This window comes from Mucilaginibacter straminoryzae, assembly GCF_022953055.1.
In the GTDB taxonomy this organism is placed as follows: domain Bacteria; phylum Bacteroidota; class Bacteroidia; order Sphingobacteriales; family Sphingobacteriaceae; genus Mucilaginibacter; species Mucilaginibacter straminoryzae.
Window position 1 is genome coordinate 278795 of record NZ_JALJEJ010000005.1, and the last position, 23076, is coordinate 301870.

Annotated in this window: 12 protein-coding genes and 1 CRISPR repeat array; of the genes, 2 read left to right on the forward strand and 10 right to left on the reverse strand. The window is 45.8% G+C overall.

The genetic code is table 11. From position 1 onward, the window contains the following. Positions 1-28: 28 nt before the first annotated feature. From MUY27_RS13120 to MUY27_RS13165, 10 genes are all read right to left on the reverse strand, one after another. Positions 29-727, reverse strand: a complete 699-nt coding sequence (locus tag MUY27_RS13120; protein WP_245130487.1) for a LytR/AlgR family response regulator transcription factor — start codon at positions 725-727, stop codon at positions 29-31. Next, a complete protein-coding gene (locus tag MUY27_RS13125; RefSeq protein ID WP_245130488.1) occupies positions 724-1815 on the reverse strand; it encodes a sensor histidine kinase in 1092 nt (363 codons plus the stop codon). The genes MUY27_RS13120 and MUY27_RS13125 overlap by 4 nt, the downstream gene beginning before the upstream one ends. Positions 1816-2053: 238 nt before the next feature. Continuing rightward, positions 2054-2149 carry a hypothetical protein gene (locus MUY27_RS20675; RefSeq protein ID WP_338042675.1) on the reverse strand — a complete coding sequence of 32 codons (96 nt, stop codon included), beginning with the start codon at positions 2147-2149 and terminating at the stop codon, positions 2054-2056. A 773-nt stretch (positions 2150-2922) separates the two neighbouring features. Continuing rightward, positions 2923-3099, reverse strand: coding sequence for a hypothetical protein (locus MUY27_RS13135; RefSeq protein WP_245130489.1), 177 nt, complete (start codon positions 3097-3099; stop codon positions 2923-2925). A 410-nt stretch (positions 3100-3509) separates the two neighbouring features. Continuing rightward, a complete protein-coding gene (locus MUY27_RS13140; protein ID WP_245130490.1) occupies positions 3510-4442 on the reverse strand; it encodes a PorP/SprF family type IX secretion system membrane protein in 933 nt (310 codons plus the stop codon). A gap of 102 nt (positions 4443-4544) precedes the next feature. Next, a complete protein-coding gene (locus MUY27_RS13145) occupies positions 4545-9194 on the reverse strand; it encodes a beta strand repeat-containing protein (protein ID WP_245130491.1) in 4650 nt (1549 codons plus the stop codon). A gap of 315 nt (positions 9195-9509) precedes the next feature. After that, a CRISPR array of direct repeats spans positions 9510-10312; the repeat unit is 46 nt; unit sequence GTTGTGATTTGCTTTCAATTCTTTGACAACTGATATTTGGGACAAC. 90 nt (positions 10313-10402) lie between these two features. Further along, positions 10403-10732 (reverse strand): CRISPR-associated endonuclease Cas2, encoded by a 330-nt coding sequence (gene cas2 / locus MUY27_RS13150; RefSeq protein WP_245130492.1) that lies wholly within the window; start codon positions 10730-10732, stop codon positions 10403-10405. Between the two features lie 3 nt (positions 10733-10735). Then, positions 10736-11773, reverse strand: coding sequence for a type II CRISPR-associated endonuclease Cas1 (gene cas1, locus MUY27_RS13155; protein ID WP_245130493.1), 1038 nt, complete (start codon positions 11771-11773; stop codon positions 10736-10738). A gap of 10 nt (positions 11774-11783) precedes the next feature. Beyond that, positions 11784-14420, reverse strand: coding sequence for a DEAD/DEAH box helicase (locus tag MUY27_RS13160; RefSeq protein ID WP_245130494.1), 2637 nt, complete (start codon positions 14418-14420; stop codon positions 11784-11786). A gap of 2 nt (positions 14421-14422) precedes the next feature. Further along, on the reverse strand, positions 14423-16072 hold the full coding sequence (locus MUY27_RS13165) for a site-specific DNA-methyltransferase (protein ID WP_245130495.1): 1650 nt from the start codon (positions 16070-16072) through the stop codon (positions 14423-14425). A 561-nt stretch (positions 16073-16633) separates the two neighbouring features. Here MUY27_RS13165 and cas9 point away from each other — a divergent pair. Then, the gene (cas9, locus tag MUY27_RS13170) at positions 16634-20800 is read left to right on the forward strand and encodes a type II CRISPR RNA-guided endonuclease Cas9 (protein ID WP_245130496.1); all 4167 of its coding nucleotides are present in this window, start codon (positions 16634-16636) and stop codon (positions 20798-20800) included. A gap of 330 nt (positions 20801-21130) precedes the next feature. Then, positions 21131-22879 carry a glycoside hydrolase family 13 protein gene (locus MUY27_RS13175; protein WP_245130497.1) on the forward strand — a complete coding sequence of 583 codons (1749 nt, stop codon included), beginning with the start codon at positions 21131-21133 and terminating at the stop codon, positions 22877-22879. Positions 22880-23076: the final 197 nt, after the last annotated feature.

The following is a 23076-nucleotide window of genomic DNA, read 5'->3' on the forward strand; positions in this document are numbered from 1 at the left end:
TTTTTTACGCTTTAAATAAGGTGTTTAACTATTTACCCGCGTTTGTCTTTTTAAATTTGACCCATTGACGTTCGGAAAGTTCTAGCTGATCACCGCTTTTTAGCATGACCTGTGCCTGCCCGCCGGACATCGTAACGATCTCTTTTATAAAATTTTTATTAAAGATCTGCGCCCGGTTGGCGCGGAAAAAACCGTTTTTCTCCAGCTGGCTTTCCAGCCGGTTCAGCGAACTTTTGATCAGGACATTCCGGTCGCCGAAATACAGCCGGGCATAATTGTCCAGCGATTCAACCAGGTAGACGTTTTTCCAGGGGAGAAAATAATACCGGTTCTTGTCTTTAACAAAAACAGCTGGTTCCTCGGTCTTTCGCAATCTTTCCCGGGCTTGTTCGATGGCTATAGCGAAACGTTCTTCGCGCACCGGCTTGAGCAGGTAGTATAGCGCGCTCACCTCGAAAGCTTTTAACGCATATTGATCGAATGCCGTGACAAAGATCACTTGCGGGACCCGTTCCAATGATTCCAGTAGTTCGAAGCCGGATCTGCCCGGCATTTGAATATCCAGGAAGATCAGATCGGGTTTCAGTATCCCCAGAAGTTTCTGTGCCTCATCCGCGTCCCGGGCTTCGCCCGAGATCTCCAGGTCGGGATAGCGGGTAGCCAGCCGTCGGAGTTCGTTCCTGGCGCTCCGCTCGTCGTCAATGATCACCGCCCTTATTTGCTTCATATCCTTGGAATAAAAATGGATGCCGCAACGATCCCGGCATTTTCATTAATGTGAAAACTCGCTTTACCCTGATAGTATAATTGTAACCGCTCGTTCAGATTTTTTAAGCCCAGACCTTCATTGTGGACCGCAATCTGCAGCGTTCCCGGATTCCGTACTAGTACCTCGATACAATCCTGGTGCCCGGTCACGTTTACACTGAGCAGTCCGCCAGAACGCTGATGGCTGATCCCATGCTTAACCGCATTTTCCGCCAATACTTGTATGCTGTAACGCAATATGGTTGTTCCTGCAAGCTCATCAGGATAGGCGATATTGACTTGAAGTCGTTCCTCTAACCGTAGCTTCTCCAATTCCAGGTAATCCGTTATCAAACTGATCTCCTCTCGCAAGGTATGCGTAGCCATCCTGTTGTGATAAAGCGACGATCGTAACAGCTCAGACATCAGGTCGATGCCGCGTCTGGCTAATGCAGGATCGTCGACCACCAGTGCCTTGATCGTATTGAGTGCGTTGAACAGGAAATGTGGGTTGAGTTGGGACTGTAACGTCTCCATTTGGGCATCTTTCGTGATGAGCGCCAGCTTCATTTCCGCGTCTTTAGCGGCAAGGGCCAACCGGGAATTTTCCTGCGCCAGGCTCAATTCGCGTTTCCCATAGTAATACAGGTGGTGGGCCAGCAGCCAGATCGACATCAGCCGGATACCGGCCATGAACATGGGCAATCCGTTATTGCGCAGCAGACCGGCAATCGTACCCGCGTCGTAATGGGTAAAGAATAAACGAAAAACATAAACCTTGCTAGCCGTTACCGCCAGGTATAACACGCTTAAAACAACAAGTGCCGGGATCAGCCTGCCGATTAAGGGCCTTAATTCCAGGTTCTGCCAACCGCGCCGAAGGGCAAAACGGTGGTAAAGATGGGTGATCAGGATATACAGTACCACATCAGACACGAATTGCAACGATCCGATCCAGAGAATAAAATGTCCGTCCAGCATTCCCTGTGTAGCCCAGTACAAAGACGCAACTGACCAGCCGGCCAGCTGGCATTTCCAGTATAATGAAATTTGATCTCTTCCTTTCATTGGGCTATTTAGATCAAAGCAACGTAATATCTGTAAGATCTGAAAGATAAAGTACAGGAGCGCGGTAATCAGGGGATGAACGCACCCCTTCAACGTTAATCGACGACTGCACTGTTACCGATTGACTTCAGCGGTTTTAGCAGGCCTTTCATAAATTCATCCGAATAATTTACACCATCAGCTGAATAACCCGCTCCATGTCCTTCGTCATGCAGGATCAGCAGTTGCGAACCGGATCTCAGTTTTCGTTAAAAGCTCTTCTGAATTCCAGCGGGGATAGATTGGTTTTCTGCTTGAACAGTTTGTTAAACGATTGTGGATGTTCAAAACCCAATCGATAAGCGATCTCGGCAGTCGTCAGCTTTTCATTACTGAGCAGCGTTTCGCTTTCTCGATCAGGAGCAGATGGATATGCTCTTGGGTGGTTTTGCCCGTCGGCGTTTCAGCATGTCTGATAACTAACGTTGCGAAACCTGCAAATGGGCAGCGATGGCCTGTGGCGTAAGCCGTTCAGTATGGCATGCTCAAAATAATCGTTCAGCCAGACATTCATCAGCCAGATCAGGTCATGATGAGCATTTTGCGCGTGATGAACTGCCGGTGATAAAACCGATTGCAGTGGTTTAATAATAGTTCCAGCTACGAAATGATTACATCGTCACTGAATTGATCTATCCTTTGAGCCTAATAAATAGTTGTCTTTGTTTTTTTTAAAGCTATTTCGTAAGTTTGAATAACAAAAGTTCTTTCCAAATACTGCTAACTAAAAGTATTTATCTCGGGTCCCAATTAGGGTACCATTGATCATTTATAACTTTATATATCTCTAAATGAGACTACTTCATACGGATGGACAGTCCCGTCCATTCCGCTAAGAAATATACAAAAATCAAGAAAGCCCTGTAAGTCAATAACTTACAGGGCTTTTTATTTCCATAGACAGGACTCGAACCTAACTGAAAAGTTTATTAAACATTCGTAATTAAGCACATTTAGATTCAATTGAACTTGAGTTTCAGCCTTAAAACTATTAAAAGGGTACCAAATCGGGTACCAATGTTTTATTTTCTACTTAAAACCTTAAAAGGAAGATCAATTGGGAGTATCCTACGGACTTTTAGGGTCTGTAAATTTGATATCACTTCTCGGTACACTCAATAAACACCCATACTTATACTTTCTATAGCAAAGGTTAATCGCTGTTACCCGGTACTTAAAACCGAAGGCGTAATACTCGTTCTCGTCAACTGCCGTGGTGCTGCCCGTACTGGCCTTCTCGATCATTACGCGCACGTTGCCCAGCTAATCCTTCAGGTGATATTGATATTTACGTTGTGGCACGGACGCTAAAACCCGTAAGGCTTATGCCCATTATGTTAAAAGAGCCCTGCAAGCGATTATACAGAAGATGATCTCACGTACCTTAGCCCGTTATCACATTACATGCTTATGATTGAATTAGTTGCAGGAAAGGTTACAGCCCCGTTCATTCAGCTAAAAATTTAGAATTCCTTTTAAACTAAATTGTTAAAGGTTTTTTGACGTTTTTGATAATCGGGACTCGAACCTTTAAATACCAAATCAACTTGACGATTATTCCACTGCCGATAGCATTCATTAACTATTGGAATTGAAGTCGATAAAAAACCGGGTAGCAGGTGCTGCCCGGTTTTATTAATAGGTTTGCTATGCAATTACAGCAAGCCGTGTTCGTTCAAGTGTTTACCGAAGCGGTAGCTGAGTGTAACTTCGTGGGTGGCATTGTTAAACCTGCCTATATTCGCCGATGAGGTGCCGAACTGGTAACTGTAACCCAGCCGGAACTGATCTGTCATTACGCTGATGATGCCCGACATCTCGTTGTTCGTCCGGTAGTTGGCGCCGATGCCCAAGGTGTTCTTGATGTACATCGTCGTTGAGAAGTCTGCCACAAACGGTACGCCACGGGTATAAGTGGCCAGGAAGGCCGGCTTTACCTTGAAATCTTCAGCGGTGTTCAGCAGATAAGCGCCACTGAAGTAATAATGGTTACGGAAATAGGCGTTCTGCTGCACCCCTGCATCACCCAGGCTGGTGATCGTCAGCTCGGGTACCGATACCCCCAGGTAAGCATTACTGGTATAATACATTACCCCGAAACCAATGTTCGCCTTGTTCTGCCGTACGTCGTTGGCAAATACCGGGTCACCCGCGTTACGCTCTGCGTAGTTGGTGGTATACCTGCGGTAACCCGCATTCAGCGATACCCCAAGGTAGTTATTACGGCCCAGTTGTACGCCTTTGGCAAAAAATCCGTTGATTTCTGTCAGGTTCTCTGCCGCAAACTTATCGTTTAGTACCGTACCACCGATGGCTGCTCCGATGTTTTCCAAAGGGGCATACCCATTAAAGATAAACGTCTGCGGTGAGCCTTCTACCCCTACCCATTGTTTGCGGAACAGCCCCGTGATGTTACCATTCTTATCCACCAGCGAGTAGGCATGGTTAATCGGCGTCAGGTTGTTCATATACTGGTTATAGGTAAAGAACTGCTGTGCTTTCGCGGCAGTGGTTATGCTGAACAAAGCGCCCGCAGCCATGATGCCGCGGATCGCTCTTTGTAGTCTGGTTGATTGGAAAAGGTTCATGTAATCCTTTGTCTTTTTGTATTGTCTTAGCCCCTCATTTATCCTCCCCGGAAGGGAGGACTTTGGATTTTGGCATTCTTGTTTCTTGTCTCTGGTTTCTCGTTACTGGTTATACTTCAATACAAAGTAACCGGCCTTGCGGCGGCCTACACCCTGCGCGTCTGTCCATTGTACAATGTAGAAGTAGGTTCCCGGTGTTTGTAAAGCATTCGTGATGTTAGAGCGACCATTAAAGATATTGTTCACATTGTCGTAGTTCTTTGCCTCGAACACCTTCACCCCATCGCGGTTCACGACCGTTACGTTATTGTTCGGGTAATCCTGAATACCCTCGATATACAAGCCGTCGCCGATGCCGTCGCCATTTGGTGATACGTCTCTGCGTACCAATACCTGCAAGCCGTTAGGATCAATCACTTTTACCGTCTGCACCACCGCTATCGCATCATTGTAATTGCTGTTACCAGCCGCTGATGCGGTTACCCTGGTGGTGCCAATGGCCTGTGCTGTCAGCTGTGTGCCTTGCAGCGAGGCGATCATCTTGTCGGCTACCGCAAAGCTTACCGGTAAGCCCGAACTGCTGCTCACGCCGGACAAGTCGTACTTGCCGCCGCGGGTCAGTGTCGGGATGCTGCTGAAACTAATCGTCTGGTTCGCTTTAATCACCAGGAACGATTGGGTTATCGGTGCAGTAAAGTTATAGTTCGCGTTATTGGGCGCCGAAGCCGTGATCACCGTTGAGCCTGCACCTACAATATGGATCTTCCCGTTCACCACGGTAGCTACGGAAGGGTCTGCCGAAGCATAGCTCACTGTTTCGTTACTACTCAGGCTGGCGCCACCGTCAAAGTCAGCATCACCGTAGGTTTTTAACGGCAGGTTATTGAACGTCAGCGTACGGTTAGCCGGGTTGATGGTTAAGCTATTGCCGGTATACGTTAACGCATAGTTACTGCTTAGTGATAACGATCCCTGGTTGATGGCATATGTACCGACATTCTCGCCTGTTGCACGGCTTAAGCTGCCAGAGAAGTTATCTCCCTGGATCAATGCCGGGCTGAAGGTGTAGGTCAGCGCCGGGTCTGCCTGTCCGTATATCTTGCTTTTTGCGTCTGCCGTTACCGCAATGGTTTTCTTGCCAATCTTCAGGTTTGCACCGGTATAGGTCAGCGTATAGTTGCTGCTCAAAGCCAGTGTGCCCTGGTTGATCGCATACGTCCCTACATTTTCGCCTGCTACTCTTGTAAATGAACCGCTGAAGCTGTCACCCTGGATCAATGCCGGGCTGAAGGTATAGGTCAGCACAGGGTCGCTGTCCCCATAGGTTTTGGTTTTGGCGTCTGCTGTAACTGCGATGGCTTTCTTATTAACAGTGAGTGTTTGTTGTACATTCGTTGCTGCAGCATAATTTCCACTTGCTACCTGGCTGGCGGTTATTGTAGCCGAGCCCGCCCCCACGATATGGATATTACCGTTTACAATGGCTGCCACAGTGGTATCGCTACTGGTATACGTTACCGGAACACCGCTATTAGTGCTGGTTGCACCGGGATCAAAATCTGCATCTCCATAAATTTTTGCAGATAAGGCGTTGAAGGTGATAACTGGGGTGGCTAAAGCATATTCAATATAAGCGCCATTGAGTTTAAAGTTTCCAGTAGCGTAGGTACCGTTAAGCTTCACCTGTACTTCTGCTGCACCTGCTTGTCCATCGGCATCAATGTATAGCGTTGTCGAGCTTGGCCCTACCGCTACCTGTACCGAATGTGCTACTACGTTGCTGCCGTCACCTGCACTGATGGTGCCGCCGGTAAAGTCTATGCTCGGGTTATTGCCGATCATCCCGTTCAGGACATTGCGGGCCGTGGCATCGAACAGGTATAGCTTATCGCCGGTGCCAAAACCGGTGATCGCATCGGTTCCGTTATTGCTTTTCTGATAACCGATGATCTCTGCACCGCTGCCCAGGCTGAACTGGTCATCTCCCGCAGCACCGATCACGTCGATCTGGTTTCCGCTGAAAGTATTGCCCGATACCGTCAGGCTGGACCCGGAGAGCGAAGACTCTTCCAGGATGCCTGCATCAAAATCTTTCATCGTATTATCTTGGATCACCACATTATTGCTGTTGGTGATATCGATCGCCTGGTTTGCATAACCATCATTATTGGATGAGTTGATGCTGTTGTGCCAGCTATAAGTACCACTGCCCGTGATCGTGTTGTTCTTGATCTGGATTCCGTTACCGGCATTGTACAGCAGGATACCCGTAGAACCACCCAACCCGGCGTTGTAATAATAACCGGGATTGCCCTGGGTCGGGATCACAATACCGATACCCAGTATCTGGTTATTCACCACACTGCCGGTTGTGCCCGTACGGTCGCCGTTGAAACCGCCCAGGCTCGTACGGTCTGAAGATGCGATCTGGATGCCATTGCCTGTACTGAAAAGCGTTTGGCCGTATCCCTGGATCGTATTGTCGTGGATGTCGACGGTCAGTGTCGGCCCCCAGGCCAGGATGCCTGTTTTCTGGTATTTGGTAACCGTTGAGTTGGTAATGGTCAGGGTATGTGCGCCTGCACCCGTAGCACTTTCTGCGAAGATGCCTTCGTTATGGTTCATACCCGAAGGCTGATCTGCTGGCAGGTAACCCGGCGGCAGTGTAGAACCTGAATAATCGCTGTACAGCTCGCGTACCTGCGTCACCTTTACATTATTAATCGTAGTGGTGGTATTCAGCGATGCGATACCATCAAAAGCGTACGCGTTCTTGTCCGGATAGGTGGCATCAGGCAGGTAGCCCTGGTTGTTGCCGTCTACCGTCAGGTCGCTGATCGTCACTGCTGCATTCGGGCTTTTAACGCCGATGACCGCAAATACGTCCTGCGCTTTCAGATTCTTCCAATTCCCACCGCTCTGCACCAGGCTCGATGCCGATGGCGACTGAATAATGGTTTGGCTTAATCCTGCCCCCTTCAGCGTAATACCCTGTGTAATCGTCAGCTGCTCCGTAAAGGTACCGGCTCGCACATCCACTTCGTCGCCATTCACTGCGGCGTTAATTGCTGATTGAATAGTACTATAGTCCGTTTGTGTGTTATTATGAACTAAAGTAGCTGCCGGAGTGGCATATTCAATGTATGCTTTATTCAATTTAAAATTACCGGTAGAGTAGGTACCGTTAAGCTTCACCTGCACTTCTGCTGCACCTGCTTGTCCATCGGCATCAATGTATAGCGTTGTCGAGCTTGGCCCTACCGCTACCTGTACCGAATGTGCTGCTACGTTGCTGCCGTCACCAGTACTGATGGTGCCGCCGGTAAAGTCTATGCTCGGGCTATTGCCGATCATCCCGTTCAGGACATTGCTGGCCGTGGCATCGAACAGGTATAGCTTATCGCCGGTGCCAAAACCGGTGATCGCATCGGTTCCGTTATTGCTTTTCTGATAACCGATGATCTCTGCACCGCTGCCCAGACTGAACTGGTCATCGCCCGCAGCACCGATCACGTCGATCTGGTTTCCGCTGAAAGTATTGCCCGATACCGTCAGGCTGGACCCGGAGAGCGAAGACTCTTCCAGGATGCCTGCATCAAAATCTTTCATCGTATTATCTTGGATCACCGCATTATTGCTGTTGGTGATATCGATCGCCTGGTTTGCATAACCATCATTATTGGATGAGTTGATGCTGTTGTGCCAGCTATAAGTACCACTGCCCGTGATCGTGTTGTTCTTGATCTGGATTCCGTTACCGGCATTGTACAGCAGGATACCCGTAGAACCGCCCAGCCCGGCGTTGTAATAATAACCGGGATTACCCTGGGTCGGGATCACAATACCGATACCCAGGATCTGGTTATTCACCACACTGCCGGTTGTACCCGTACGGTCGCCGTTGAAACCGCCCAGGCTCGTACGGTCTGAAGATGCGATCTGGATGCCATTGCCTGTACTGAAAAGCGTTTGGCCGTATCCCTGTACCGTATTGTCGTGGATGTCGACGGTCAGTGTCGGCCCCCAGGCCAGGATACCTGTTTTCTGGTATTTGGTAACCGTTGAGTTGGTAATGGTCAGCGTATGTGCGCCTGCACCCGTAGCACTTTCTGCGAAGATGCCTTCGTTATGGTTCATACCCGAAGGCTGATCTGCTGGCAGGTAACCCGGCGGCAGTGTAGAACCTGAATAATCGCTGTACAGTTCGCGTACCTGCGTCACCTTTACATTATTAATCGTAGTGGTGGTATTCAGCGATGCGATACCATCAAAAGCGTACGCGTTCTTGTCCGGATAGGTGGCATCAGGCAGGTAGCCCTGGTTGTTGCCGTCTACCGTCAGGTCGCTGATCGTCACTGCCGCATTCGGGCTTTTAACGCCGATGACCGCAAATACGTCCTGCGCTTTCAGGTTCTTCCAATTCCCGCCGCTCTGCACCAAGCCCGATGCCGATGGCGACTGAATAATGGTTTGGCTTAATCCTGCCCCCTTCAGCGTAATACCCTGCGTAATCGTCAGCTGCTCCGTAAAGGTACCGGCTCGTACATCCACTTCGTCACCATCTACCGCCGCATTAATTGCTGATTGAATAGTACCGTAAAGTGTACTGGAGCCATTGTGAATTAAAGTGGCCCTGGCCGCAGCAAAATTTACCTTTAAAGGTCTAGATCGCGAGTCTTTGGATAATGCATCTTTGTACCCGATGCAGAAAAAGAAAAGAATTAAACTGAGACATAGGTACAGTTTTTTCATTGAAGTAGTTTTAGGTTTATCGAATTGTTTACTCCTAATAAGAGTGAACAATATTACAGATTTACCTAATACTTAAAATGACATATATCATTCGAATAATATCTAACAATATAAGCTATACTTTCTTATAACTGTTCAGATAATAATTTAACCTAGTATAGTAAAGTATCTGATATTACTAATAAAAGTTTCACTTCTTGGAAAACATGGAAAAAAATCCAGTTAGAATGTAACATGTTTTTTACAATAAGAAGTCGCAAATGTTACCTCGTCGTTGAGTGTGCAGAAAGCTGCCAATAATATCTATAGTCATAAGTTGTGATTTGCTTTCAATTCTTTGACAACTGATATTTGGGACAACTGAAGAAACTGCCAAACTGCATCCAAAGAGTTGTGATTTGCTTTCAATTCTTTGACAACTGATATTTGGGACAACTATCTTGCTTTTGCTTCGCAACCAGGTACGGTTGTGATTTGCTTTCAATTCTTTGACAACTGATATTTGGGACAACAAGGGGTTGAAGGGGAAAATGAGAGCCGGAGTTGTGATTTGCTTTCAATTCTTTGACAACTGATATTTGGGACAACTCTTCCCATTGGTGTTGTCTTAAGACAACGGTTGTGATTTGCTTTCAATTCTTTGACAACTGATATTTGGGACAACCTCAGCAGTAGTTTTAGCGGTCTCAGCACCGTTGTGATTTGCTTTCAATTCTTTGACAACTGATATTTGGGACAACGTTTACCGAGTTCGGCGAAAACATCAAGAGGTTGTGATTTGCTTTCAATTCTTTGACAACTGATATTTGGGACAACCTAACAAAATTTCAGAAACAAAAGTTATGGTTGTGATTTGCTTTCAATTCTTTGACAACTGATATTTGGGACAACTTATTTGAATTGCAATACGTCTTATTTTAGGTTGTGATTTGCTTTCAATTCTTTGACAACTGATATTTGGGACAACAACAACTCTTAGAGCGGCTTATATCAATCGTTGTGATTTGCTTTCAATTCTTTGACAACTGATATTTGGGACAACTTCTCGTTTAGATTATACCCCTCTGCGCACGTTGTGATTTGCTTTCAATTCTTTGACAACTGATATTTGGGACAACATACCCCAAATCAACAGTAAGATTATCAATTAGTTGTCTCAAAATTTAGAATTAAAAAAATCCGGTTGCTACGGCTTCCGGATTTAAATTCTAAAATAATTCTAATTGCTGCGGTGTATCCGGGAGTGCCTTTTCTTCCCTGCCATAGTACAGTTCCATCATACCAAATTGTTTATCGGTAATGGTCATAATGCCTACGTGTCCCTGGGGCGGTAATATTTTTTTTACCCGCTTAATGTGCACATCGGCATTTTCGCGACTGCTGCAGTGGCGCAGGTATATCGAGAACTGAAACATCGCAAAACCGTCTTTCATAATGTTCTTACGAAAGGTAGCATAGATCTTCCTGTCCTTTTTGGTTTCAGTCGGCAAATCAAAAAATACTAATATCCACAAAACCCGGTATTCGTTTAAGCGCATTTATCAAAATGGTAATTCTTCATCTCCATCATCCTGGTTAGGCCCATAGCTACCCTGCTCTTCTGCCGCATCCTCCAAAAAGCTTTCTTCTCCCTGCTGATAAAACATCCCTTTTTTCGAATTGAAATTCCTCATCAAAGGATACGCTAGTTTGCGGCTTCGGCCTTCATAACACCGTGCAAACGAAGCAGCAGTACTTGTTAAACCAACCATTAGCGGGCTACGCCCTTTTTCAAATTGCACGTCAACCGTTGCAATACCCAACAACTGCACTTTAATGGCATTACCTAATTCCAAAAAATTTTCGCCGTTATCGATAATCCTCAGTACAATTTTGTCTACATAAGGCCGGTAAGGTTCCATCATATCATCTGCCAAGCAATAAGCATTGTATTTATTGCGGTGATGGATACCCAGCGTGGGCAGCAAGCCAGCGCAAACAAGGCTTCGCGCTACAATAGCACGCAGTATCGCGTAGCCGTAATTCAACAAATTGTTGGGCGGGTTACCCTCGCGGTTCCTAAAGAATTCTACTTTTTTAGGAAACACATTCTTCCAGTAATAGGCTGCCGCACGCCCTTCATAATTATCCGGATCACCAGAACGGACGGACCGTGCCCAATACAGCATATTGTCATGATCGATACCACGGTCTGCAAGCACGGCTGCCTGGTTCAGTATTTTGGCCTGCACGGTTTGCTGCCACAATTGCTTTTTTAACGGCTGCGAGGCATTAATCTGATGGCGGAACCTTTCGCTTTGGGTATCATTGCCGTCCAGCGGCAGCATCATGCCAACCGGGTGATGGCTGTTATCACAAGTAATAATTGCTGCGTTATTATCCAGCAATGCTGCCATGCAGCCATGGGTAATGGTTATCTGCTGATGATCCAGTAGCACCACGCCAATATCTTCTATGGGGACAGACTTTTTGCCATCCTCATCGCTAAGGATTTTTAAGTGCGGCAGCTCTATCATCATCTGCCCGTTCTTCAGGCTCAGGTAGGCAGGGTTGCTAAAGTGGAGTGTACGCTTGATCATGGTGGTTTAGTTATAACTCACGGATTAATTCGCGGGCCCTATCTTTAGTATAGGCACCGGCCAGCTGCTTTTGGTTAAATACCATAAAGTACCTGAAGCTATCCCCGGCAAGTTCTTCCCATTTATTGCCAAGCCTGCATTTGGCCTGGCTGTCAGAATTATCCCGATCATCACCTTTGGTTTCTATTAAAACAATACGGCCCAACCGGGTGCCGACGATAAAATCCGGGTAATGATTAGATTGATAACCGTTAATACAAAAGCCCTTTCCGCGGCCCAGGTTACGGTGCCAGAAACTAATGTTGGGCAAGGCCGAGATGGTTTCTATTACCGAGGTTTCAAAATCATTCATAGCGCCTTCGCGTTCGTATAAAGATTTGCTGATGGAAGCTCCCGTAATACCCGGAACAATCATTTCTGAAAAATGCCATGCCGGTTGGGTCACTACTTTACCGATCTTTATCAGATCATTAAAACGCTCTTCGGCGTATGCATCTGCATGCTGCTTGATTTTCAGCTTGATCTTATCGGCATAGCTTTGTTTTCTCAGCAAAATATCCTGTAGCTGTTCAGCATCTAATGACCCGAGGATGCGTTCGATATAAATACGGATCTCCTGGTCAGGTATCGGGTACATATCGCCGATGATCCTGATAAGTTGGTGGGCGATGTCTTTCACGCGGTTCTCCTGGGGTTTAGATAAGATGTAAGTCACCACGGGTTCTTTGATCATGGCCTCTTCTATCCGTGTAAACCGCGCATCGTACTGGCTATAGCCGGTTTCTTCGATATCTACCCGGTAAAGGTCGGATGCGATCTGTTCAAAATCTATCTTGATATCCTCGCTGCTCAGCTTAAAATTGCGCAATAGCGGCTCCTGGCTCAAAAGTTCCAATCCGGTACCGAATAGTGTATTTTGCGGTACATGTAAATGAAACTGCGGTAACTTTATATCTGCAACCGTATCCCGGTGTAATTCGCTCATCCGGTAGCGTTTTACTTTATCACCCATTTCTTCAAAGATCCGGTCATCTGCCGGTTGTAATTTTTGCCGACTGATTACCTGTTCCATCGCCTTTGCTTGCTCGTCGGCGATGGCCTGGATATCCGCTACCACTTTATCTTCTGCTAAGATGTCTCCAGGCAGATCGTGGTTGAAGCTAATGCTGCCGATGTCAATATCTGGCTCTTCATGTGCATCCATGGCCAGATCCGGTGTTAACTGTTTCCCGTTGCTGTACCGCAAGGCTTGTTCTTCCCGCTCCGTCATCAGGTCTACTTCTCGATAATCGCGACTGCTGAAACCTGCGGACTGCAATCCCTTCACAATGTTTTGAAGGGTATCATTAAACTTGGCAGAAGCGGTAAGCACATAGGAAACGTTGAGCAACGGGGCGCTTTGCTTCCGGACATAAGGCTGCCTGAGCACCCTGCCCAGGATCTGCTCGACATCCACCGCGGACGATTTATCGGCCAGCGAAGCCAGTACATAAGCAAACGGGCAGTCCCACCCTTCTTTTAAGGCATTAACGGTGATGATGTACCTTACCGCGCATTTCCTGGAAAGCAGGTCTTCGCCCTTCAATTCGTCCAGCGTTGCCGTTTTAATCTTTACCTGGTTTTCGGGTATGCCCAACTGTAGTAGTTGCTGTTTTAGTCGCTCGTAACTGACATTTTCTTCCCCGGTGCGGGGCTGTGCCTGGAACAATACGATTGGCCTGATGTAAGGACCGCCTTTTTGCTCCTGTTCGGTGGCCAGCAACTCCAGTTTTCGCTGTAAATGCAGGGCGCTGCTTATCACCTGCGTTTTATCATGATGATTGTACACAATCACGGGCAGCTTCACCATGTTTTCTTTTTTAAGCTCAATAGCAGGTACCAGGCTAATGATATTGCTGTTATTCTTGGGCGTAGCCGTCAGGTCAAGCACAAAAGAGGGGTTCAGCGCCTTCAGCATATCCACACTCAATGCGCTTTCAGCGTTATGGCTTTCGTCTACCACTACAACTGGCTGCATGGTACGGATCACGTTAATAAGGGCCGTTTCGTCCACATCATCCATTAAATCGGCCCGGGTGACGTATTGCGAAGCAAACGGGGCAAGGTAGCCGTTCTCCTGGTATACCTTACGGTCTTCCTTGTTTCTGGCGCGCAGGCTGGCAAAGCTCATCACCAGGATGCTCAGCTGCTCCTTTACCACGGCAGGGTTAAAGCCGGCCGCCTGCCGCAGGTCTTTTTGCTCATACACCGCCACCCGGTGATTGAACAGGCTGTTGAGCTTTTGCCGGTAGGGATGGTCGGGGTTGCTCAGGTTGGCCACGGTTTGCCCCAACAGGTTGCTCCACGGTACCAGCCATACCACCATTTTGGGCATCAGGTCTGGGTAATGGCTAAAGATGGTGTGCAGTGCATTACAGGCTATAAAGGTTTTGCCCCCGGCCGTGGGCACCTTAATGCAAACATGCGCAGCGTTGGCAATGGTGTTTTTATAGGGTTCCATGCCCTGGCCAACTAAGGGATTGTAAGGGCCGATACGGTCTTCCCAGAACTGGTTAAACGCACGGTCTGTCTTCTTATATTTTTGCAGATAGCCCAAAAAAGCGTCCAGGTCGAGGATCACTTTTTGCTGATAAGGTTTAAGTTCCATAATTAAAGGCGGCTGATATCTCGCGGGATCTTTTTAAAGACAATGTGATGGTGAAGCAGGAAATCTTTTGGCAGCAGGCAATTATCGGCATAGATAATATACTGGCCTGCCCGAACGGTTACCAGCCCAAGCGTATCAAAATCAAGGGCGGTAAGCCGGTTGGGATTGTAGATAAAATAAAAGGCGGTTTGTTCATGGATACCCAAAAACGCTTCCTGCTGGTCGGCGATAGGCCGGTAAGCCGTGCGCGTTTCGGTAAACCAGACATAGCTTTTAATCTTATCAATGCCGACGGCCTCGTTCAGGTATTCGTTGTTAGGGCCGGTAAATAACGGTTCGCCCAGTTCGTAATAAGAGAAGCTACCGCCCGTACCCGGTTTATCCGCATAACCATTGATCACCCGCTTTACCCGCTCGGCAGTAATAGTTTCGGCATAGTCTTCCATCTCGATAAGGATAAATTTGCGGTTGCCGCCATCCTGTTTATTAAGATTAAGGACGGCATGGGCGGTGGTACCGCTGCCGGCAAAACTGTCCAGGATGATGGAATCGGGTGAGGTGGAAAAACTTAACAAACGACGTATTACTGATTCAGACTTAGGGTTTCTAAATACATCTCTATAAAACATCTGTTCGAGTTCTTTAGTTGCACTCCTACCATCTTCATAAATCACGCTTCTAAGCCGATCTGTTACATTCTCTAATCGTTTTTTGGGTTTAATTAATATCTGCTCATTTTCACCAAATAGGATATCGTCGTTTTCTATCAATCTTTGCATCGTTTCTAGAGGGAAACGAAACCCTTTCTCCGGTACTTTGCAAATCTTGCCCGTTGAAGGATGGACTATATCATATACATAGCCACCGAATTTAGTATTAGCGACGTCTGCATCATGATAAACGCCTTTATGATCTACATTATCATAATGCGTTACTTGTTCGAGACTCGATTTATTTGCGCGAATCCATTTCCGAAGGTTAGCTTGTATGGAAACTAGATCTTGACCATACTTTTCTTTATACTCAAGATATTTTGATTGAATATATTCAGCTGCTAACGATTTAGAAACCCAAGCATTTTGTTTGTTCTTATTCTTGGCGTAACAAAGTATATACTCGTGTTCTGTAGAAATTTGACGAGGGTTATTATCTGTTGCGGTTTCTAATATAATATTCCCGATATAATTGGATAAACCAAAGATCTCATTAAGAAGCAGCTTTATGTGGAAAACCTCGTTATCGTCAAGCGAAATGAAAATTACGCCTTTTTCAGAGAGCAACTTGTGCAGTAACACAAGGCGAGGATAGATCATACATAACCATTTATCATGCCTTGTTAGATCTTCGTCTTGTTTACCAACTACTTGTCCAAGCCACTTTCTGATTTTAGGATGATCTACTTTATCATTGTACATCCACTCGTCTTTTCCGGTGTTATACGGAGGGTCGATGTAGATACACTTGATCTTGCCCTCATATTCGGGCAGTAAGGCTTTCAGTGCTTCCAGGTTGTCGCCGCGGATGATCTTGTTGGTGGCCTCTTGTTCGGGGTGGTGGCTATTGAAGGAGTAGCGGTGGTTGAGTACTTTGTACGGAACATCATGGTGGTGGTTAATCACCTTTTCTTTTCCTATCCAGGTTAAGGTTGGCATTGAAGGTTCGGGTGAAGGTTTTAAGACTGAATGTTAGTTTTCAATCTGAAAAGAGGTGACCCTTTGCCTCAACCTACAGATGGTACCGCGACGAACCAGAAAGAATTGAACAGCAAAGGATGCACCTGTTTCCAGATGCTTCTTTAAAGCTGCTTCCTTCTTTCTTCAAAATTCGCGGTTTATCTGTAGAGGAAACGAAATGCGTATATATAGATCGTTAAAAAGCTATTGGGGTTGGTAATCGAGGATAATTCATCGCAATAGGGTTAAGTTTCTTAATTATATAAAATAATTCAGAAAAAAGAAAATATTTTGCGAGTAGGAAAAGATTTTTCGGGAGGTATAGAAATAAAAATGCCCCGTATGGTAAGACGAGGCGCTTGATGTTTACACAACGGAATAATCCTTATTGCGATTTGCTTTTTCTTTGAATTTCAAACTTATGTTTTTGATTGCAAAAATCAAAACAAGCTAAATAATATTTCATGATCCACTATTCCGGTAAACGGAAAATTATTTTTAGTTTAGGATTTCACCCCATTAATTTGAACCTGTTACAATATGAAAAAAATACTCGGTATTGACCTTGGCACCACCTCTATCGGCTGGGCATTCGTCCACGAAGCAGAAGAAAACGACACTGCGCCATCAGCCATTATTAAGCTGGGCGTGCGCGTTAACCCGCTCACTACTGATGAAAAAGAGGATTTCAGCAAAGGCAAGCCGGTTTCGGTAAACGCAGGGCGTACCCTTAAACGTACCGCCCGCCATAACCTGCAGCGTTACAAGCAACGCCGACAAAACCTTATCAACGTACTAAAGCATGCCGGGCTGATTACTGCCGATACCCCCCTGGCCGAAGATGATAAAAACACCACCCACCAAACCTATGCGCTGCGGGCCAGGGCCGTAACAGAAAGAATTGAGAAGGAAGAACTGGCCCGCGTGCTGCTGATGATCAACAAAAAGCGCGGTTATAAAAGCAGTCGCAAAGCCAAAAACGAGGATGAGGGCCAATTGATAGACGGGATGGAAGTGGCCAGGAAATTATATAACGAAAACCTGACACCCGGGCAACTCAGCTACCAATTACTGCAGGAGGGCAAAAAAAGTTTACCAGAGTTTTACCGGTCTGACCTGAAAGCCGAATTTGAAAACGTATGGCAGTTCCAGTCGCAGTTTTACCCCGAAATCTTTACCAAAGAATTTAAAAAGGATATTGAAGGCAAAGGCCAGAAAGCCACCTCTGCCGCATTCTGGAACCGGTATGCTTTTAACACTGCCGAAAATAAAGGCAATTGGATAGAGCGCAAGTTAAGGGCTTATAAATGGCGCAGCATGGCCATAGCTACGCAGCTAACAGCACCAGAGGCGGCTTATGTTATTACAGAGATCAATAACAATATCAGCAACTCGAGCGGTTACCTGGGCGAAATCAGCGACCGCAGCAAAGAACTGATATTTAATAACCAAACGGTAGGGCAGTACCTGTACCATCAACTACAGCAAAACCCGCACGCCCAAACCAAAAACAAGGTATTTTACCGCCAGGATTACCTGAACGAGTTTGAAGCCATCTGGGAAAAGCAGGCCGGTTACCACCCCGAACTAACCGCTGCACTAAAGAAAGAGGTAAGGGATATTATTATCTTCTATCAGCGCAAGCTGAAGTCGCAAAAAGGATTGGTAAATTTCTGCGAGTTTGAAAGCAAGGTGGTAGAGTTTGAAAAGGACGGCAAGAAGATAAAATATCAGATGGGTGCACGCGCCATCCCCAAATCGTCCCCGCTGTTCCAGGAGTTCAAGATCTGGCAAAACCTGGGTAATTTGCAGGTGCAGCACAAAAAGATCAGGGAACCGGAATTTTTATCGCCCGAAGCCAAAGAAAAACTTTTTGCCAGCCTTAACCTTAAAGGCAACCTGCCCAAAGACGAGGTTTTGAAACTATTGGAACTTAACCCCAAAGAGTGGGAGCTTAACTATACAACCGTAGAAGGTAACCGCACTAACCAGTTACTTTACGCTGCTTTTTTTAAGCTGATGGAACTGGAAGGACATGACGAGATTGACTGGCTTAAGCTTCCGGCTGAGCAAATCAAAAACACCATCACTAAATTTTTTTCGTCCCAGGGCATCGATGCGTCCATACTCGATTTTGATGCATTACAGCTCAACAAAGCCATAGATCAACAGTCGGCCTATCAGCTCTGGCACCTGCTGTATGCTTACGAAGGCGATGATTCGCCTACCGGTAACGAAAAGCTATACCAGCTGCTGCAAAGCAAGTTCGGCTTTAAAAAAGTGTTCGGCCAGGAGCTGGCCAAGATAGGGCTGCAGGATGATTACGGAAGCCTTAGCGCCAAAGCCATTAAAAAGATCTTCCCCTACATTCGCGAAAATAAATACAGCGAGGCTTGCGCACTGGCCGGGTATAACCATTCTTCGTACCTCACCAGGGAAGAAAACGAGAACAGGCCCTTAAAAGAAACGCTGGTTCTGCTACCCCGCAATAGTTTGCGTAACCCGGTAGTAGAAAAAATACTGAACCAGATGGTGAACGTAGTGAACGCCATTATTGCCGACCCTTTACTCGGGCGCCCGGACGAGGTGCGGATAGAACTGGCACGCGAATTAAAGAAAAATGCAAAAGAGCGCGAGGCGGCTACACTGCAGTTGAATAAAACAAAAGCCGAACATGAAGCGATAAGGGCTTTGCTGATTAAAGAATTTGGTGTTAAAAATCCTACCCGTAATGATATTATCCGGTATAAGCTTTATGACGAACTGAAGTTTAACGGCTATAAAGACCTTTACACCAATGAATATATCTCAAGGGAAGAATTATTCACTCATAAGTATGATATAGAACACATCATCCCGCAATCGCGCTTGTTTGATGATAGTTTCTCTAATAAAACAGTGGTGTTAAGGAGTATTAACTTAAGAAAAGGGAACGCCACCGCTTTTGATTTTATTAAGGATACCTATGGCGAGCAGGCGTTAAGCGAATATAAGACCCGGCTTGAGGCCTTTATGAAGTTCTATCCCGAACGCAAAGCGAAGTACAATAAACTGCTGCTACAGGGGGCGGCCATAGGCGAGGGATTTATTGAACGCGACCTGCGCGATACCCAATACATTGCCAAAAAAGCCAAAGCCATGCTGCATGAAATTTGCCGTAGCGTGGTAACCACAACAGGTATCATTACAGACCGCCTGCGTGATGATTGGGGCCTGGTAAATATTATGCAGGAACTGAACCTGGAGAAATATCGCCTGCGCGGCCTTACCGAAAAGCTGGAAATGAAGGATGGCAACCTGAAGGAACGCATTATTGACTGGAGCAAACGCCACGATCACCGCCACCACGCAATGGACGCCTTAACCATTGCCTTTACCAAGCATAGTTATATTCAATACCTTAATCACCTGAATGCCCGAAACAAGGAAGATAAATTTACAGAATCGGTATTGCGGATCCAGTCAAAAGAAACGAAGATAGCAACCGATGGCAAACGGCGGTTTAATCTGCCGGTTCCGCATTTCAGGGAGCAGGCAAAAGAGCATCTGGAAGCAACCCTGGTATCTGTTAAAGCTAAAAATAAAGTTGTTACCAAGAATAAAAACAAAATTAAAACTGCCAATGGCGAAAAAATCCAGGAAACGCTTACCCCTCGCGGGCAGTTGCATAAAGAGACCGTATATGGCAAAGTGCAAAAGCAAGTAGTAACTGAAGAAAAAGTAAGTACGAAATTCACGGCAGAAACCATTGCATGCGTAACCAACGAAGCCTACCGCGACGCACTTTTTAAACGTCTTAACGAATATGGAAATGATCCGGTAAAGGCGTTTGGCGGTAAAAATGTATTGGCAAAAAATCCGTTGTACATCTCCGGATCCGCCGGGGAGCAGGTGCCCGAAAAGGTAAAATTACTGCGGTTGGAAGACGATTACACCATCCGTAAAGATATTACGCCCGATAATTTTAAGGATAAGAAAAGCATCGAAAAAATCCTGGACGGCGCAGCCCGTAACATTATACTGAAACGGTGGCAAGAGTTTAATGAGAATCCGAAAGAGGCTTTTTCTAACCTGGATAAGAATCCTATATGGCTTAATAAAGCAAAGGGGATCAGCATTAAGCGGGTAACCATCAGCGGGGTTAAAAATGCCGAACCTTTACACTTTAAAAAGGACCACCTCGGCAGGGAAATTTTACGTGATGGGAAACCGGTACCAGCAGATTTTATCAGTACGGGCAATAACCACCATGCGGCAATTTACCGCGACGAAGACGGTAACTTGCAGGATGAGGTAGTGTCGTTACATAAGGTGATTACAGAGCGTATTAACATGGGTTTGCCCATTATAGATAAAAGCTATAATCAGCATCTCGGATGGCGGTTTTTGTTCACCATTAAGCAGAATGAATACTTTGTTTTCCCATCTGTAGATTTTGATCCTGCAGAGATAGATCTTTTAGACCCTGCAAACAATAAATTAATCAGTCCTTATTTGTATCGGGTGCAGAAATTTTCAAAACTTACCTACGGTAATTCGGCAGTAAGAGAATACGTTTTCAGGCACCATCAGGAAACCTCAGTAGAAGACAAGAAAGAATTAAAAGATGTTACGTACAGAAACATCAAAAGCTTACCCTATCTGGAGAAAATAGTTAAGGTAAGAATAAACCATCTAGGGCAGATTATAAAGATCGGCGAGTACTGATGCCAGCCAAATATTGTTTACAAACACCCGAGCAAGCCCATCGAGTAGTACCAGATGATTCCCCACAACTTTTCAGACTGAGCCCTTTTACCTCAACCAAAATTTTTCGCCAGTTACTTATTTATTTTTTAATGGAGTAGCTGAATGAAATGCGTCATTTCAAATCCTTCTGAAACAAAGAAGGCTATTCTTTTCTGCAGGTAGAAAAACTTCCGTAATCTTAGTAACTACTGCTATAGTTTATGAAATACAGGTAGTATATTATTTAAGGATCATGTCGTTGCAGATATTATTGAATACATTAACTTTATCATACCAATTATAATTGTCATGCCTAAGTTGTCGTCAATACGTCTGATTCTATATGCTTTTTTATTGTTTTCTTATAGAGGAGCGGTTGCTCAGGGCACGGTAAATCGACCTGATACGTCTGAGCGTAAATGGTGGAAGGAAGCTATCGTCTATCAGATCTATCCGCGGAGTTTCAAAGATAGCAATGGCGATGGCGTTGGCGATCTGAAAGGGATCATCTCTGAACTGGATTACATTAAAAGCCTTGGTGTGACTGCGGTGTGGCTTAACCCCATCTATGGTTCTCCAAATGATGATAATGGTTACGACGTGAGCGATTACCGGGGCATTATGAAAGAGTTTGGAACCATGGCCGACTTTGATACCATGCTGAAGGGCATGCACAAACGGGGTATCAAACTGGTGATGGATTTGGTGGTAAATCACAGCAGCGACGAGCACGAATGGTTTAAACAAAGCCGCAGTTCCCGCGATAATCCTTACCGCGAATATTACCATTGGTGGAATGCCGAAAATGGCAAACCGCCATATCGCTACAGCTTATTTGACATAAACCACGATGCCTGGCGTTACGACTCCTTGACAAATGCTTATTATTTGCATTACTTCTCGCGGAAGCAACCCGACCTGAACTGGGAAAATCCAAAACTGCGCCAGGAGGTTTATAATATTATGAAATTCTGGGCCGACAAAGGCATCGATGGTTTCCGGCTGGATGCGTTTCAGTTTGCGGCTAAGGACACCACCTGGCCGGGGTTCCCAAAAGGATTTGAGCAAAACTTCACCAAATATTACGCCATTCAAGGCAATTTGCACGGCTATCTGCAGGAAATGAATCGCGAAGTATTGAGTAAATATCCTATAATGAGTGTGGCTGAAGGCGCCGGCAATACTTTGGAGGATGCGCACAACCTGGTTGATGCAGACCGGCATGAGTTGAATATGGCTTACCCTTTTGACGGTGTAGATATTCCAAAGTCCGACGGGTACAGCCTGGCACGTTTCAAGGAAGTTTTTACCCAATGGGACGAAGCTTTTGCGCAAAAAGGCTGGGTATCGGTATTTCTTTCCAACCATGACCAGGCGCGAATGGTGAGTCGATTCGGAAATGACAAGCCAGCGTTCAGAGTACCGTCTGCCAAAATGCTGGCCACTTTTGTAATGACCATGCGCGGTACGCCCTACTGGTACAACGGCGACGAACTGGGCATGACCAATGCCGGATTTAAAACGATCGAAGACTACCGCGACGTCTCAGCTTTGAACGAATATCAGCACGTTAAAAATATGAGCGGGGATGTTGAGGCTTATTTGAAAGAACTAAGTTTTAGCAGCCGCGACAACGGCCGTACACCTTTTCAATGGAATGATAAAAAGAACGCCGGGTTTACCACCGGGACACCATGGCTGGATGTTAACCAGAACTATAAAACCATCAATGCTGCAGCCCAGGAGAAAGATCCAAACAGCTGTCTCAATTATTTTCGTCGGCTAACAAAACTGCGTAAAGATAATCCTGTACTGGTTTATGGTAAATATACCCTGCTTGATAAAGACAACCCGCAGGTATACGCCTACACCCGCGAATGGCAGGGCAAGAGAATGCTGGTGTTACTTAACTTCTCGGACAAAGAAGCCCAAACAAGTGTAGCGCTAAGCGGTAATCCTAAGTTATTGTTGAACAATTATCAGGACGAACTAAAGACCAAAGGAATAGCAATGTTGTTGAAGCCCTACCAGGCTTTGGTTTTTGATGTAGTACAGTAGTTTGATCTCAATCTTTACTACTGTTATCTGAGGCGACACCAAAATTACGGTTATCGGCGTAAGAGAGAAATAATAAAACATTCATGAAAGGGGAATTCACCAACGGGCATTAAAGTGTTAAATTGTAGGTACCAAACTTCAATTAACATGTCATCCCAAGTAGAATTCCCTTTATTATTTGATCGTTGTGCAGGAAT